This window comes from Thiofaba sp. EF100 (assembly GCF_039822285.1).
Classification (GTDB): Bacteria; Pseudomonadota; Gammaproteobacteria; order Halothiobacillales; family Halothiobacillaceae; genus Thiofaba.
This window is the reverse complement of sequence record NZ_JBAJEY010000005.1, coordinates 109,093-123,446: the sequence shown is the minus strand read 5'-3', so window position 1 is coordinate 123,446 and position 14,354 is coordinate 109,093. Positions and strand designations below refer to the sequence as shown.

Here is a 14,354-nt window from a genome sequence, read left to right as displayed (position 1 = left end):
CAAAAAAGAACCCCCGCAACGAAGGCGGGGGTTGCTCGAGGGGGAGGCTGGATCAGCCCCAGGTGTCCTGGCGGATACCCTCGTACCACCCCTTGGCGAAGATGGCCTCCGCCTTCCAGTTCTTACCCTCCTTGGCCGACACACCGCCTGAGCCCTTGACCTCGATGATCTTGTTCTCGGCATCCAGCTCGTACACCCCGGCCACGGAGATGGCGTCCTGAGCGGAGACGTAGCTGTAGCAGGTGTTGACGAACTTCGGATCGCCCGGCTCCGCGCCGTTGAGGGCATTGACGATGCTTGCTGCGGCAATCTTCGCCTCGGAGTTCGCCCCATAGCCCGACTTGGGTACGGGGCCGGCGATGCAGCTGTCACCAATCACGTAGACGTTCTTGGCCTTGCTGGACTCGAAGGTACGCTGGTTGACCGGCGCCCAGCCTTTGTCGTCCGCAAGGCCGGAGGCAGTGACGATCTTGCCGGCCTGCATCGGCGGGATGACGTTGATCACATCCGCCTTGATCTTGTCGCCATCCTTGGTCGTGACGGTCATCGAACCTGCGTCCACTGCGGTGACCACCCCGCCGCGATCCGGCCCCACCCAGTCGATCATGCCGGGGTAGAGGGTTTCCCAGGCCTCCATGAACAGGCCCTGCTTGGAGAACTTGTCCTTCGGGTCGAGGATGATGATCTTGGACTTGGGCTTGTGCTTCTTGAGGTAGTCGGCCACCACGGCGGCGCGCTCGTAGGGGCCGGGCGGGCAGCGGTAGGGGTTGGGCGGGGCCACCATCACGAACGTACCCCCGTCCTTCATGGCCTCCAGTTGCTTGCGCAGGAGGGTTGTCTGCGCGCCCGCCTTCCAGGCGTGCGGCAGCTTCTCGGCTACGTCCTTGCTGTAACCGGCGATCTTTTCATAGCTCAGTTCGATGCCCGGGGAGAGGACGAGCTTGTCATAGCCCAGCGTCTTGCCGCTCTTGAGCTTGACGGTGCGTTTGTCAGCGTCGATGCCGTCCACATGATCCTCGATCAGCTGCACGCCATGCTTGTCGCGCAGGGCGTCGAAGCTGACCTTGAGGTCCTTCATCTCCATCTGGCCGCCGAGCACGAGGTTGCTGAACGGGCAGGTGTAATAGTTCGACAGGTTGGCGTCGATCAGGGTGACCTTGATCGAGGGATCCAGGCGGCGAATGTATTTGGCGGCGGCTGCGCCACCGAAACCGCCACCGACCACGACCACGTGCCCGCCCGCTCCGCGCGGCTCCATGGCACAGCCTGTGAGGGCACCGAGGGCGGCCGAGGCGCCGGCCAGTTTCAGAAAGGAACGACGTGAGAGCGTCATGTTCGAACTCCTTGGCTTCACTTGGCGGGCAGGCTGGCGAAGTATTCCGCAACGGCGTGCAGTTCCTCGTCGGAGTAGCCCTTGGCGTGACGATCCATCACGGTGGCGGGGCGTTTGCCGGTCTTGAAGGCGATCAGTTGCTCGTAGAGCGACTCCGCGGATCGACCGGCGAGGGGGGGGATGGTGGCTGTACCCTTGCCCATGTCGCCATGGCAAGCGAAGCAGGTGAAGCCGATGGTCTGACCGCTGGGCGCGGCATGGGCGGTGGCGGCCGCCCCCAGCATCAGCGCTGCGCCAATGAGAGAGGCTGTGCGAGGCATCTCGTCCTCCTTGGTGGTGATTTTGTTGTTTTGTTATGGGGATTCAGCGCAGTTCGTGGACATGTCCCGTCTGTCTGGCTCCATCAATAAAATTGCTCCCAACCTCGTCCCCGAACAAAGACAAAGTTTTTATGCCTCCATTGATGAACGTTTTTTTACCGCGGCGGTGAAAAAGGGCTTGCACATCCTGTATCGCTCCGTATAATGCGCCTCCACACAAGCCGTGAGGCTGACGCGGGAATAGCTCAGTTGGTAGAGCACAACCTTGCCAAGGTTGGGGTCGCGAGTTCGAGTCTCGTTTCCCGCTCCAGTTTTCCGGGTGGTTAGCTCAGCTGGTAGAGCGTCGCCCTTACAAGGCGAATGTCGGGGGTTCGATCCCCTCACCACCCACCAGACAAGGCTGCTACAATGCAGCAACCGTTTTCGGAGCGGTAGTTCAGTTGGTTAGAATACCGGCCTGTCACGCCGGGGGTCGCGGGTTCGAGCCCCGTCCGCTCCGCCACTCTTCAAAAAAGCGCCTTGGGAAACCGGGCGCTTTTTTCTTTTCCGCCCCGCGAGGTTGTGCGGATTCTCACCCTCGGCCGCGTGCTAGCCTTGAGAGGCAGCGCAGCATTGAGGAGACGCACCATGAGTCTGACGATCGGCCGCCCCCTGCCTGAGGGGACCCTCTACCGCCGCGGTGAGGCGGGTCTCGAGGAGATCGCCACCCCGGAGCTGTTCCGCGGCCGTCGGGTGGTTCTGTTTGCCGTGCCCGGGGCCTTCACCCCCACCTGCTCCGACGAGCACCTGCCGGGGTTCATCGTGCATGCGGATGCGCTGAAGGCCGCGGGCGTGGATGCCATCGTCTGCCTGGCGGTGAACGACCCCTTCGTCATGCGCGCCTGGGCCAAGGCGCATGGTGAGCCTGAGCACATCACCTTCCTCTCCGATGGCAACGGCGAGTGGACCGCCGCCCTGGGGATGGGGCGCGACATGCGCAAGGCGGCCATGGGGCTGCGCTCCAAGCGTTATGCCATGATCGTGGAGGATGGGGTGCTCAAATGGCTCGGCGTGGACGAGTCGGGTCTTGCCCACAGCCGGGCCGAGGCGGTGCTCGAAGCCTTGCGCGGTTGACGGGCTCAGGTGCGGAAGAGTCTCGGGTTCTGGCGCACCAGCTCGCGCCAGTAGGCGGGCAGTTCGAGCCCGTGTTTGCGGCCGATGTGGGCCGTGTCGCGCACGTGGGCGGGGAAGTCCCTCGCGCCCAGGGCGATGGTCTGGTCGCGCTCGGGCACGGTGACGAAGGCCAGCCAGGGATAAGCCTGCTCCATTGCGATGCTCGCCGCGAGGTAGTCCTCCAGAGGATAGCGCCACAGGTTCGAGGCCAGCGCCCCGCGCGGGGCGAGGATTCGTACGCACTCCTGCTGGAACGCGGCCTCGCCTAGCGCGGGCACCATGCCCTGGGCATCGAACAAATCGGTGAGGATCAGATCATAGTGGGAGGCCGGGGCGTTCCGCACGAACTCGGCTGCATCCATAATGTGCACCGCCAGGCGCGGGTCCTCGGGCAGGCCGAGGGCCTCACGCGCGGCCCGCACCACCGCCGGGCGTAGCTCGATCGCGTCGATCTCGAGCTTGGGGAAGGCGGCGAGCAGGCTGCGGGCCAGCGCTCCGCCGCCCATGCCGAGGATCAGGGCGCGCCGGGGCTTCGGCTTCCACAGCAGGGTCAGCAGCATGTAGCGCAGGTAGCTGAAGCAGAGGTGATTGCGATTGTGCGGCAGGACCCGGGTCTGTTCGATCGCGTTGCCAAGGCCTAGGACCAACCCTTCGGGGGTGCGCCAGACTTCGACCGGGCCGAAGTCGTCCTGGGCGGAGAAGATCAGTTGTCGGGTTGAGTTACTCATGAGGTTCTTGTCGATGAAACATGCGCAGCGCTTTGCGCTCCTCGCCCTGCTGGCCTTGGCTGGCGCGGCCCAGGCCCAGGTCCATGTGGGCGATCGGGTATTCATTCCCATGTATTCCGAGCACCTGCGCGAGGATGGCTATGCCACCGGCATCGTCGAGGCGCTCGAGGGCGACAAGGCCGTGGTGGTCATGCGCGAGCTGGTGCCGGGCAAGGGCAAGACCCTGTATGGCACCTGCCACCCCGGGGCGAACAGCCCATTGTCGGGTGCGGAGGTGCTGTCCGACAACCCGGACGCACCGGTCCTGCGCAAGACCTTTGCGGTGGGTGAGCTCAAGGGCTGGCGCGAGGGCAAGGACGAGTATCTCGAACGGGAGAATGTGGGCACCATTTTCTACAAATGGTTGGGGGATGGCATGGCGGTGACCCCCGAGCGTGCCCGTTTCGGTGCCGCCAAGGCACGGAGTCTCGGCCTGCCGCGTGTGGGGCAGGCCCTTGAGCTTGCCGCGGTGCAGATCGACAGTACGGGCGGGATGGGCTTCCCGGTGGGCGCGCAGCAGCTCTTGCAGGGGGCGCCGCGCGCGCTCGCGGCGGTGCTCGAGCAGGGGCGCAAGGATCCGGCGGCGGCTGAGGTCATGCGCGCCATCCTTGAGGGGGGGCAGCCGATGAATGCCGACGACGTGCTGGGCATGGCGATGGCCAAGGTGCTTCTGATCGTGCGCGACCATTGGGTACGCCTGCCGAACGAACTCGGCGGTACGGCCAAGGCCGCGCAGTGGGGTGAGGCCAAGGCCATCGCCGAGGCCTATGTCGATGCCCTGACGAGCGGCGGCACCACGCCCTATGCCGGGCGGGATGCGGCTGCGCTCAAGGCCGAGTTGGTGAATACATTGAAGGCGGGCCGCTGGCCGGAGCTGCCCGCGGGCACGGTCAGCGGGCAGATGAACAGCCCCTTCGAGGGGCGTACCCAGCCGATCAGTGGGTGAGGTTCAGGTCTCCGGCGACACGCCGCTCCCACAGCTTGGGCTTGCTCATGTGAGGGCAACTGTCTTTTCAACCCAGATGGTCCATGGGAAAGGGTTGGTCCCAGCATCACGCAACCTCCCCTCCCCCTTGAGGGGGAGGGGCCGGGGGAGAGGGTGAGGCAGGCCTTGAAGCTCATCCTCCCCCTCTCCCTAACCCTCCCCCGCCAAGGGGGAGGGAACACTTCAGGGTGCCTCGAAACTCAGCCCTGATGCGGATGGCCGTGGGTGCGTTCGAAGGCCTTCTCGAAGACCGCCTGCTTCTCGGCGCTGGCCTCTTTCTGGTACTTCGCCTTCCAGTCCTCGTAGGGCATGCCGTAGACCATCTCACGCGCCTGATCCAAGCTCAGGGTGACACCGCGCTCGTCCGCAGCGGCCTTGAGCCACTTGGAGAAGCAGTTGCGACAGAAACCGGCCAGGTTCATCAGGTCGATGTTCTGCACATCGGTGCGTTCCTGCAGGTGGGCGATCAGGCGGCGGAAGGCAGCGGCCTCGAGTTCGGTGCGGGTCGGGTTGTCCATGGGGATCAGCCTCGGGATTCTTCGGGGGTATGGGTCTTGAGCGTCACGGCGTGCAGTTCGCCGCTCGCGATCAGATCGTTGAGCGCCGCCATCACTCTGCGATGCCGTTTGAGCAGTGGCTCGCCGGCGAAACTCGCGCTCACCACGGTCAGGTTGAAGCTGCAGCCCTCGCCGGAGGGGATGACCTCGGCGTCGGGGATGGCGGTCTGGATGCGCTGGATCAGGTCGTTCGGATTCATGCGGGGCTCGCGGATCAGAGGGCGTTACCGAGGGGCTCGCGCAGGAGCTCTCCGCGCCAGCCGTGAAGGGCCTCGAGCGTGGTTTGACCGCGCGCAAGGCGTTCCAGTTCGGCGCGCGAGAGCAAGAGGCCCGCGGGCAGGTCGAGCGTGGCGCCCAGCCGGTCGATGGCCGAGGTCAGGCGCTCGAAGCGAGCCCGCTCCTCGCCGCGCATGGGGGTCCAGGCTGGGGGGGGCGGGAGTTCGTCCGTCCGGGCCACTTCGAGTGCGGCCATGATGTCGTCGGCGGCGCCGCGCAGGCCGGGGGGCAGTAGGCCGCCGTGCAGCAGTGCGTGGATATTCGCGGGCGGGCGGCTGGCGAGCTGGAGCAGGGTGTCGTCGTCCATCACCCAGCGACGCGGGCGATCGAGGGCCTGGGCACGGCGCTCACGCCAGGCGGCGAGCTGGCGCAGGCGCGGGAAGACAGCGGGGGGCAGGCGTTGCCAGCCCTTGATGCGGCGCCAGGCTTCGAGGGGGTCCACGCTCCAGCGCGCGGGATCGAGCAGGGCTTCGCAGTCCTCCCGCAGCCACTCGAGTCGGCCGAGGGCCATCAGGCGCGATTCCAGGATGGCGTGGGCCTCGGGCAGGTAGTGCACGTCCTCGAGCGCGTAGCGCAGCTGCTCGTGGCTCAAGGGGCGGCGCGACCAGTCGGTGCGGCTGTGGGCTTTCTCCAACTGCACGCCGAACAGGCGCTCGATGAGCGCGGCATAGCCGATCTGCTCACCCAGGCCGCACAGGGCGGCGGCGATCTGGGTGTCGAACAGCGGGGCGGGCAGGATGCCGAGGCGCAGGTAGAGCACTTCGAGGTCCTGGCTTGCGGCATGCAGGACCTTGGTCTGCGCCGGGTCGCTCAGCCGTTCGGTGAGCGGTTGCAGGTCTTCGAGCGCGAGGGGGTCCAGGCAGGCGGCGGTGGCGCCGGTCGCCAGCTGCACAAGGCAGAGCTGCGGGCGGTAGGTGCGCTCGCGCAGGAACTCGGTGTCGAGGGCCAGCACGGCCGTGCCGGCCAGTGCGGCGGTCAGCGCGTGCAGGCCGTCCGGGGTGTCGATGGTCGGGATCAACGCGGTCAGGGCAGGATGCGGGCCTTCTGGATCAGCACGGTCTCGCGCGGCACGTCACTGCGGAAGGGACCGCCGGGGCCGGTGGGCAGGCGCTGGATGCGGTCGACCACGTCCATGCCCGCGATGACCTTGCCGAACACCGTGTAGCCCCAGCCCTGGGGGGTGGGGGCCTGGAAGTCCAGATAGGCGTTGTCCACCGTGTTGATGAAGAACTGCGCGGTGGCGCTGTGCGGGTTGCCGGTGCGGGCCATGGCGATGCTGCCGCGCACGTTCTTCAGGCCGTTGTTGGCCTCGTTCTGGATCGGGGCGCGGGTGGGCTTCTGCTGGAAATCCGCGGCGAAGCCGCCGCCCTGGATCATGAAGTCCGGGATGACGCGGTGGAAGATCGTGCCGTCGTAGTGCCCTTCACGCACGTAGGCGAGGAAGTTCTCCACCGTCTTGGGCGCCTTGTCTGCGTCCAGCTCCAAGGTGATCTCGCCCTGGGAGGTCTCCAGCACGACCTTCGGGCCGGCCCAAGCGGGTAGGGTGAGGAGGGTGGTGAGAAGCAGGGACAGGGCGCGAAGCACGGTCACTCCTCGCGGCGGACTTTTTCGAGACGCTCGTGCTTCTCCTGGGCCTCGATGGTCAGGGTGGCGATCGGGCGGGCTTCCAGGCGCTTGATGCCGATCTCCTCGCCGCTCTCCTCGCAGTAGCCGTAGGAGCCGTCGGCAATGCGATTGAGCGCCTTGTCGATCTTGTTGATCAGTTTGCGGTAGCGGTCGCGGGTGCGCAGTTCCAGCGCGGCATCCGATTCCAGGGTGGCGCGGTCGTTGATGTCCGGCTCCTGCCAGTTTTCCTCGCGCAGGTGGTTGAGGGTGGAGTCGGACTCCTCCATCAGCTCCTGTTTCCAGGCCAGCAGCTTGCGGCGGAAGTACTCCAGCTGCATGGGGTTCATGTATTCCTCGTCTTCCGAGGGACGGTAACCTTCAGGGAGTTCGATGCTCATGGCGAAGTGCTGCGATCGCTTAGGAAAGGCCGGAGTATAGGGAGGGGGGCGTGGGGCCGCAAGCCGCGCCTGGCTCTTCGATCGTGGGGCGGCCGAACAGGTAGCCCTGGCCCCAGTTCACGCCGAGATCGGTCAGCATGCGCGCGGTTTCCTCATCCTCGATGAATTCGGCGATGGTGGTCAGTCCGAGCTGGTCGGCGATGGACTGGATGCCCTGGATGATGGCGTGCGCCTTGGGCTCCTTGCGCATCCTGCGGACCAGTTCGCCCTCGATCTTGAGGTAGGTGACGGGCAGGTCGAGTAGGTAGAGGAACGATGAGTAGCCGCTGCCGAAGTCGTCCACCGCGATTTGCAGGCCGAAGTCGAGGAAGGGGCGCAGGATCTCCAGCGCTTCGCGCGGGTCGCTGACCAGCTCGCGCTCGGTGATCTCGATCACCAGGGGCTTGGACGTCGAGCACTGCATGCCGCACTGCTCGGCGGAGAGGCGCGCTGCGGCCAGGATGGCCTCGATGCGCCGGGGGTGGCGCAACAGGTCGGTCGAGATATTGAGGAAGTGGTGGATCGGGGTGGCGTCGGGGGCGGCGATGACCTGGCGGGCACAGCGCTGGATGGCCTGGGTCACGATGGCCTGGTCGATGCGGTGGGCGATCTGCAGTTCGCTGGCCGCCTCGATGAACAGGCCGGCAGGCAGCAGGCCGCCATCCCGCCCGCGGATGCGGGCCAGGGCCTCGTCGGCCACCACGCGCCTGCTCGCGAGCTCGACGATCGGCTGGTAGGCGGGGATCAGGCGCTCCTCCTGCAGGGCGGCCTCGATCTCCGCGCTGGCGATGAAGATGCTCTTGCTGAAGTCCTGTTCGGTGGCAACCCGGTTGCGGCCACGCCGCTTGGCCTGGTAGAGCGCGGCATCGGCACGCGCGATCACCGTCTCGAAGCTGCCATCCGAGGGGTTGCGCGAGGCCACGCCGATACTGATGGTGACCGTATGGGGCTGGTCCGGCCGGTCATGGTCGCGCTGGAAGCTGTGGCGGACGTGATGGCGGATGGCCTCGGCCAGGCTGTGGGCTTGTTCGATGGAGGTGTCCGGCAGCAGGCAGAGGAACTCGTGTCCGCTCCAGCGGCCGATGCATTGCCCTTCCTCCAGGCCGTCGCTGACATAGCGGCTGAGTGCAATCAGGGTGTTATCGCCTTGCTCCTGCCCGTAGTAATCGTTGATGACCTTGAAGCGGTCGATGTCGATCAGCAGGATGGCATAGTCGCCATGGGCGTGTGTCTCCTTCAGGAGCTCGATCAGGGCCTGGCGGTTCCGCAGGCCGGTCAGTTCGTCGCGCTGGCGAGCCTCCTCCAGCTGCTGGCGCAGGTTGACCGCCTCACTGTTGTCGTGGAATTCGAGCAGCAGGCTGCCATCCTCCAGGGTCCGGCTGGCGAGGCGAATCGGGCGGCAGCTCCCGGTCTCGTGGCTGAGGGTGGGGGCCGGGCAGACCAGCAGGTCGCCGCACAGGCAGTCGAGCTGGGCAAAGGGCAGCCCCCGTCCGCGGTAGGCGCAGGTCCCGTCGGTGCATAGCCAGCACAGATCGGTCAGCGCGCGGCCTGCGAGCGCCGGCTGCGGTACGTTGCACAGCCGGGCGAAGGCATCGTTGCCCCACCGCACCGTCCCGTCGGCAGCGACGTGCACCAGGGGCACGGAGGTGGAGGCAAGGAGGCGGTCAGGCCCAAGTGGAGCGTTGTTCACGAAAAAGGTTACGACGGATAGGGGTGGCAAAATATTCCGCAGTGTGCAGCCCGGTCGGTCCTCCGTCCAATAAACTGTATTTGTTGCCCAGGAGATAGGCTTGTTATGAGCGCGGGATTGGACTGGCGCGGGATCGACACGGTGCTGCTGGACATGGACGGCACCCTGCTCGACCTGCATTTCGACAATCACTTCTGGCTGGAGCACCTGCCCCGGCGCTTCGCTGAGCGCGAGGGGCTGCCCGTGCCGCGGGCACGTGACGAGCTGTTGGCCCGCTACAGCGCGGTGCGTGGCACGCTGGACTGGTACTGCCTGGATTACTGGACGGCGAGCCTCGGGCTGGACGTGATTGCGCTCAAGCAGGAGGTGGCGCACCTGATCGCCGTGCATCCGCAGGTCATCGAATTCCTCGACGCGGTGCGAGCCAGCGGTCGGCAGGCCGTGCTGGTGACCAATGCCCATCCCGCGAGCCTGGCGCTGAAGCTGGCCCGCACCCCACTCGGCGGGCACCTGGATGCGGTGCTGTCCGCCCATGCCTTCGGCTTGCCGAAGGAGGCCCCCGGCTTCTGGGCCCGTCTGCGCAGCCAGCAGCCCTTTGATCCCGCCCGCACCCTGCTGGTGGACGACAACCTGCACGTGTTGGAGAGCGCGCGTGAGGCAGGTATCCGCTTCCTGCGCGGGGTGCGCCGGCCCGACAGCCGGGGGGAGGAGGTGGTGGCCGACGGCTTCGAGCTGATCGATGGGTTCGCTGAGCTCCTGCCGCCGCCGTATCAGGGGTGAGTGATGCATCGGCCCGGGGGCGGCCTCCTACACGCCGTCTGCAGGAGTGATGCATCGGCCCGAGGGCGGGCCTCCTACCGCCCTGTCCGTAGGAGCGCCGCCCTCGGCGCGATAAAGCAGCGGGCATGATTGGCCTGGGGCGGGCCTCCTATTTTGGCTGCGCCAGCCACGGGGCGGTCAGGCGGGCATGGATGCGCGCCCCGCCTTCCGGCGCGGCGGGCAAAAGGCGCAGGTTGTCGGCCAAGACGGTCGGTGCGCCCGGGCGGGCCTTGAGGCGGGCCTCCAAGGCGAGCCCGCTGCGTGCGTCGCCTTGGAGCTGGCCCGCGAGCTCAAGCGGGCCGCCCTTGTCGTGCAGTCGGCCGTCCAGTCGGCCGTCCACCACGTCGAGCTCGGCGACAAGATCGCCGAGGGCCAGCGCCTCGCCCAGCGTGAGCTTGGGCTTGAAGACCTCCAGGGTCACGCCTTCAGCCTTGCGTAGACCTTCCCTCTGCCATACGGCGTGCGGGATGGCGAGACGTGCCTGGCCGGTCAGCGGCAAGGGCAGGCGGCGGGCGAGGAGGGGGGCATCGAGCGGGCCGCTCAGGGTGGCGTCGTGCACGTGCAGAGCGCCGTTCCAGCCCAGTCGAACCGCTCCTGTGGCCTGCCAGCCCTGATGTTCGGCCATGACCTCGGCCCCGAGCACGCCCTGCCAGGGCCAGACGGGATGCAGTCGCCACTGCAGGTTGCGCAGGTTCTCGCCCTGGAGCGTGAGGGTGCCCGAGCCTGTCCACAGGCTGCCGCGCACCTCCGTCAGGGGAGCGCCGCTCCAGGCCGCCACGCGCTGGGCGGGCAGGGTGAGGAGCAGGAAAAGCAGGTAGGACAGCAGGGCCAGCATGCCCCAGCCGAGCATGGGGCGGGTCATCAGGCCCCTCCGCGCTGCAGGGTGATCGAGGCGTTTACCCGCCCGGGGCCGGCGGGATCGATCTGGGCTTGGACGACCCGCAGTCCGTGCTGCTGATCAAGGCGCTCCAGCAGGCGCATCAGGGCGTCCGCCGGGGCATGCTCCAGCACCAGGCGGACCCCGTTCGCGCCGTCCGCTTCGCGGCGCTTGAGCTGCTCCAGCAGGCGCTGGTCGCGGGCCACGGTCTCGACGGCGGTCAGGGGGCTCTGCGCGCCCGCGGCGCCGCCTCCGCTCTTGGCACGGCTGGCGACCTGCCCGGCCAGGGCGCGCACCTCTGCATGCTGGGCGGCCGTCTCGGCATGCGCCGTGCGGGCTGTCTCGCGCGCGGCCTCCAGCGGCTGCCAGGCCAGTGCCCAGCCAAGCAGGGGGAGGCTGATGGCGGTGCCAAGCAGAAGGATGCGGCGATCACGGGCGCTCATGGCGGCCCACCTGTTCCTGATGTCCTTCATGATGTCCGTTTTCCCTTCAAGCGCAGGCGGGCCGTGGCCTGCCCGTCTTCCACGCGCTGTTCCGCCAGCTCCGCTGAAACGCCTTGGGGCTTGCGCAGCGTTTCGAGCAGGGCCTCCAGGCTGCCGCCTTCCGCCGCGCTGAGTTGGGCCTCGAGCGTCCCTCCCTGGAAGCGCAGGTTGCCGAGCTTGATCTCGGGCCGGGCCGCCAGGGCGGGGGCCAGCTTGGCGAGCAGGTCGAGCATGCCGCTCTCGGCCGGGGCCGCCGTGCCGCCCGTGGCCAGCTGGCGCAGCTGGACGACGGGGTTGACCCAGCGTCTGACCTCGGGCGCGGCCTCGCGTGCGATGCGTTCGATCTCGGCCTGCATGGCGGCCCGCTCCTGATTCAGGCGGTGGGTCTCCAGGCCCATGAGCCCTCCGTGCAGGAGCAGGGCGAGGGCGGCGATGCCGGCCGGAACGCGCCACGGGCGCAGGCGTTCGAGCACATCCTCGCGCTGATCGTGGCCAAGCAGGTCAATGGCCCGGGCTTCGTTGAGGTGTTGGTGCAGCCAGATGAGGGGATGGTCTTGCACGGGGAGGGTCTGCACGGGCGCATCGCCCAACAGCGGGGCGAGCAGCTCAGGCTCGAGCGCGAGGGCCTCGCCGCCGGCCCCCCGGGCCAGACGCAGACCCGCCCAGTCCAGGGTGACCCAGCCGTGTTCCGGGGGCGGCAGGGCGTCCAGCTCGCTGTAGGCGGCTTGCGGCTCAAGGCCCTGCCCGCGCAGGCGCTCCAGCAGCCGCTCCAGCACGTCGCGGCGCACCACGCGGGCCTGCACCAGCCCCGTGCCATCGCGCGGGCCGTGGGCGATGGAAAGCTGTTCCACGTCTTCGGCCAGCTGCTCCTCCAGGGCGTAGGGCAGGGCTTGGGCGATCAGCTTGGCGCTGCGGGCCGCCAGGCGCACGGCGGCGTGGGTGACCCCATCGCCGGGGAACAGCAGCCGGATGCGGGTGGCCTCGGGCGGGCGGGGGAGATCCGCCCAGGCGGATTCACCTTTTTGGATGCGTCCCTCCTGCTCCAGCACCCAGGCGATGCGCTCATCCCCCAGGGGGCGCAGGGTCATCAGCGGGGCAGGCATCAGGGGTTCTCCTGAAAGCGGCTTTGCACGCGCACGGTTCCGTTGGTTTCTCGCAGCAGCACACTGTAACGGCGCGCCACCGTCCTGCCAATGCGCGCCTCGGCCTCCAGGAGAAAGACCTGGCTCGTGACGCCCAGCCCCGCGGCGTCGAGCCTGCCCTGGAAGGGGGCCTGGGCGAGAAGCTCATCCACCTTCTTGAGCGGGGTCTTGGCGCGGGTTTCGAGGAAGGCGCGCCAGTCTTCCGGCGTCAAGCCCTCGCCCAGGCAGGCCAAAACCTCCGGTGGGGCGGTATTAAGGTTGAGGGTGGCGTCTTTGGGCAGGGCCGCGGTCAAGGTCGTGAGCCGGGCCACGGCCTCGGCGGAGAAGCCCTGGATCAGGGCCAGCTCGCCTGCCGCCAGGAGCGGCTGGTTGCCGGTGCGGTAAGGGTGGGGCAGGTTGGCATAGGCACCATCCTCCGCCCCCAGCGGGCGCACCTCGCCATCCTGATCCTGCCAGTCGGCCAGGGTTTCGAGCGCCGCCTCGGGGCGCTCGATGCCTGCCTTTTGCAACAGGCAGGCCAGTCGCCGTGCGTGCAGAGGGGCGAGGCTGTTGTCCGAGGCGAGCAGGGCGTTGAGGTTCAGCCGCCCTTGCAGGTCGATCAGGCGGCCGGTGATCTCCCCGCCCTCCACCGGGATGGGCGGCAGCGGCGTGGCCCAGGCCTCGCCCAGGTGATCCACCTCGCGTGCATCGCGGGCGAGGATGCGCCGCGCCCAATCCTCCGCGCCCTGAAGATAGGCCGCGGCCTGGGTGTGGTGCAGCAGGTTCTCGCTGCGCCGCAGGGCCAGTGCCCCTTCGTGGGCGAGGCTGGCCGCCAGCACCACCGCGATCGCCAGCACCAGCAGGGCGGTGATGAGGGCGATGCCGTGCTGTCTTTGCTTCATGGCTTGCCCCCCCCGGGCGGCGGGAGCTCCGGCAGGGGCAGAAGCAGGCGCATGGCCGCCTGGCCCTTGGGCTGAAGGGTCCACTCGACGGCGCGCGGCAGCCCCGGCTGCTCGACGTTCGGCGGGGGCCAGCTGGTGAAGGACTGTTGTTGGCGGTCGACGAAGCGCAGGCTCACCGTCTCCACGGCGGGCCAGAGGGGCTGGGTCTGATCCGGCTCCAGCCGGGCGGCGTCGGGCGGGTTCCAGCTCTGGCGTAGCAGCGCGCCGTCGGCCAGCACATAGCGCACCCTTTCGATGGGCGAGGGGAACAGCCCTTCGAGCGGGCGGGTGGCGCGGGAGAACTCGAGCAGCGTCGTCCCATCCCGCCCGCTCATGAAGGCAAGATGCGGCGAGCCCAGCCCGTCCCGCACCGGCCGCGCCAGCACGAAGGCCATGTCCTCCTCCAGAAGGCGCACGTTGCGCTGCAAGGTGGCCAGGTCCTCGCGCGCGGCTGAGGTCCCCTCGCCCATCCGCAGCATGGCCGCGAGCCCCCCGTAGGCCATCACGCCCAGAAAGGCGAAGATCGCCAGGGCCACCAGAAGCTCCAGCAGGGTGAAGCCGCGTGCCCTCATCCGCCAGGCCTCGCCAGAAAGCCGGTCAGGCGGGCAGCGACCGGCCCATCCTCGCGGCTTTTCACCTCCAGGGTCACGCGCACGAGGTCCGGGTCCGGCGTGGTCTCAAAGCTTGCCTGCCACAACCAGCGCCGCCCGGCGTGTTCCAGGCTGTCCTTGCGCACCCCGGCCTCCGGCCACAGCCCCTCCAGGCGAAAGCGCTGCAACTGGTTTTCCGCCACGAGATACCCCTGCGTGCGCTCCCCCAGCCCGTCGATCAGGGCGGCATGATCCCCTCCGGTCTTGATCAGTGCCCCCAGCGCCAGGGCCAGGATGGTCAGGGCCACCAGCACCTCCAGCAGGGTGAAGCCGCATGCATGGCCTTCGCGGCGACATGCCGCTCTCACAAGTGCTTGGCTCGGCTGTGGGGGCCGCGTACCG

Annotated in this window: 18 protein-coding genes and 3 tRNA genes; 6 read left to right on the top strand and 15 right to left on the bottom strand. The window is 68.0% G+C overall.

Translation table 11 applies throughout. From position 1 onward, the window contains the following. Positions 1-52: 52 nt before the first annotated feature. Complete coding sequence (locus tag V6D91_RS09585) at positions 53-1,333, bottom strand: NAD(P)/FAD-dependent oxidoreductase (RefSeq protein WP_347319947.1); 1,281 nt, start codon at positions 1,331-1,333, stop codon at positions 53-55. Positions 1,334-1,350: 17 nt separating this feature from the next. Then, positions 1,351-1,653, bottom strand: coding sequence for a c-type cytochrome (locus V6D91_RS09580; protein WP_347319946.1), 303 nt, complete (start codon positions 1,651-1,653; stop codon positions 1,351-1,353). A gap of 234 nt (positions 1,654-1,887) precedes the next feature. Here V6D91_RS09580 and V6D91_RS09575 point away from each other — a divergent pair. The 4 genes from V6D91_RS09575 (at position 1,888) to V6D91_RS09560 (ending at position 2,766) form a co-directional block, all read left to right on the top strand. Then, positions 1,888-1,963: transfer RNA gene (locus tag V6D91_RS09575), tRNA-Gly, on the top strand. Between the two features lie 7 nt (positions 1,964-1,970). Next, a tRNA-Val gene (locus V6D91_RS09570) sits at positions 1,971-2,046 on the top strand. 32 nt (positions 2,047-2,078) lie between these two features. After that, positions 2,079-2,155: transfer RNA gene (locus V6D91_RS09565), tRNA-Asp, on the top strand. A gap of 125 nt (positions 2,156-2,280) precedes the next feature. Continuing rightward, the gene (locus V6D91_RS09560) at positions 2,281-2,766 is read left to right on the top strand and encodes a peroxiredoxin (RefSeq protein ID WP_347319945.1); all 486 of its coding nucleotides are present in this window, start codon (positions 2,281-2,283) and stop codon (positions 2,764-2,766) included. 5 nt (positions 2,767-2,771) lie between these two features. Here the strand turns inward: V6D91_RS09560 and V6D91_RS09555 are convergent, their stop codons facing one another. Next, the gene (locus V6D91_RS09555; RefSeq protein WP_347319943.1) at positions 2,772-3,533 is read right to left on the bottom strand and encodes a hypothetical protein; all 762 of its coding nucleotides are present in this window, start codon (positions 3,531-3,533) and stop codon (positions 2,772-2,774) included. 13 nt (positions 3,534-3,546) lie between these two features. Between V6D91_RS09555 and V6D91_RS09550 the strand changes: the two genes are divergently transcribed. Continuing rightward, positions 3,547-4,518 carry a hypothetical protein gene (locus tag V6D91_RS09550; protein WP_347319941.1) on the top strand — a complete coding sequence of 324 codons (972 nt, stop codon included), beginning with the start codon at positions 3,547-3,549 and terminating at the stop codon, positions 4,516-4,518. Positions 4,519-4,757: 239 nt separating this feature from the next. Here the strand turns inward: V6D91_RS09550 and V6D91_RS09545 are convergent, their stop codons facing one another. The 6 genes from V6D91_RS09545 to V6D91_RS09520 are packed head-to-tail and all read right to left on the bottom strand — an operon-like array spanning position 4,758 to position 9,122. Then, positions 4,758-5,075: a DUF1244 domain-containing protein gene (locus V6D91_RS09545; RefSeq protein ID WP_347319939.1), complete on the bottom strand. Its 318-nt coding sequence runs from the start codon at positions 5,073-5,075 to the stop codon at positions 4,758-4,760. Positions 5,076-5,080: 5 nt separating this feature from the next. Continuing rightward, positions 5,081-5,314 (bottom strand): BolA/IbaG family iron-sulfur metabolism protein, encoded by a 234-nt coding sequence (locus V6D91_RS09540; protein WP_347319937.1) that lies wholly within the window; start codon positions 5,312-5,314, stop codon positions 5,081-5,083. Between the two features lie 14 nt (positions 5,315-5,328). Next, positions 5,329-6,408 carry a ribonuclease D gene (rnd, locus tag V6D91_RS09535; RefSeq protein ID WP_347319935.1) on the bottom strand — a complete coding sequence of 360 codons (1,080 nt, stop codon included), beginning with the start codon at positions 6,406-6,408 and terminating at the stop codon, positions 5,329-5,331. A gap of 5 nt (positions 6,409-6,413) precedes the next feature. Continuing rightward, the gene (locus tag V6D91_RS09530; protein WP_347319933.1) at positions 6,414-6,974 is read right to left on the bottom strand and encodes a peptidylprolyl isomerase; all 561 of its coding nucleotides are present in this window, start codon (positions 6,972-6,974) and stop codon (positions 6,414-6,416) included. A 2-nt stretch (positions 6,975-6,976) separates the two neighbouring features. Beyond that, positions 6,977-7,393 (bottom strand): RNA polymerase-binding protein DksA, encoded by a 417-nt coding sequence (gene dksA / locus V6D91_RS09525; protein WP_347319932.1) that lies wholly within the window; start codon positions 7,391-7,393, stop codon positions 6,977-6,979. A gap of 19 nt (positions 7,394-7,412) precedes the next feature. Continuing rightward, positions 7,413-9,122, bottom strand: a complete 1,710-nt coding sequence (locus tag V6D91_RS09520; protein ID WP_347319931.1) for a bifunctional diguanylate cyclase/phosphodiesterase — start codon at positions 9,120-9,122, stop codon at positions 7,413-7,415. A 105-nt stretch (positions 9,123-9,227) separates the two neighbouring features. Here V6D91_RS09520 and yrfG point away from each other — a divergent pair, with 105 nt between their 5' ends. Continuing rightward, positions 9,228-9,902, top strand: a complete 675-nt coding sequence (gene yrfG, locus V6D91_RS09515) for a GMP/IMP nucleotidase (RefSeq protein ID WP_347319929.1) — start codon at positions 9,228-9,230, stop codon at positions 9,900-9,902. A 148-nt stretch (positions 9,903-10,050) separates the two neighbouring features. Here yrfG and gspN read toward each other — a convergent pair whose 3' ends face one another. Genes gspN through gspI form a run of 6 tightly spaced genes read right to left on the bottom strand, consistent with a single transcriptional unit; the run spans position 10,051 to position 14,320 of the window. Continuing rightward, positions 10,051-10,803, bottom strand: coding sequence for a type II secretion system protein N (gene gspN, locus V6D91_RS09510; protein ID WP_347319927.1), 753 nt, complete (start codon positions 10,801-10,803; stop codon positions 10,051-10,053). After that, positions 10,803-11,291: a type II secretion system protein M gene (locus V6D91_RS09505; RefSeq protein ID WP_347319925.1), complete on the bottom strand. Its 489-nt coding sequence runs from the start codon at positions 11,289-11,291 to the stop codon at positions 10,803-10,805. Before V6D91_RS09505 ends, gspN begins: the two co-directional genes overlap by 1 nt. Beyond that, positions 11,288-12,403 (bottom strand): type II secretion system protein GspL, encoded by a 1,116-nt coding sequence (gene gspL, locus V6D91_RS09500; RefSeq protein WP_347319923.1) that lies wholly within the window; start codon positions 12,401-12,403, stop codon positions 11,288-11,290. Before gspL ends, V6D91_RS09505 begins: the two co-directional genes overlap by 4 nt. Beyond that, entirely contained in the window at positions 12,403-13,323 is a 921-nt protein-coding gene (gene gspK / locus V6D91_RS09495; RefSeq protein WP_347319922.1) for a type II secretion system minor pseudopilin GspK, read from the bottom strand. The genes gspL and gspK overlap by 1 nt, the downstream gene beginning before the upstream one ends. Then, entirely contained in the window at positions 13,320-13,934 is a 615-nt protein-coding gene (gspJ, locus tag V6D91_RS09490) for a type II secretion system minor pseudopilin GspJ (protein WP_347319920.1), read from the bottom strand. The genes gspK and gspJ overlap by 4 nt, the downstream gene beginning before the upstream one ends. After that, positions 13,931-14,320 carry a type II secretion system minor pseudopilin GspI gene (gene gspI / locus V6D91_RS09485; protein ID WP_347319918.1) on the bottom strand — a complete coding sequence of 130 codons (390 nt, stop codon included), beginning with the start codon at positions 14,318-14,320 and terminating at the stop codon, positions 13,931-13,933. The genes gspJ and gspI overlap by 4 nt, the downstream gene beginning before the upstream one ends. Positions 14,321-14,354: the final 34 nt, after the last annotated feature.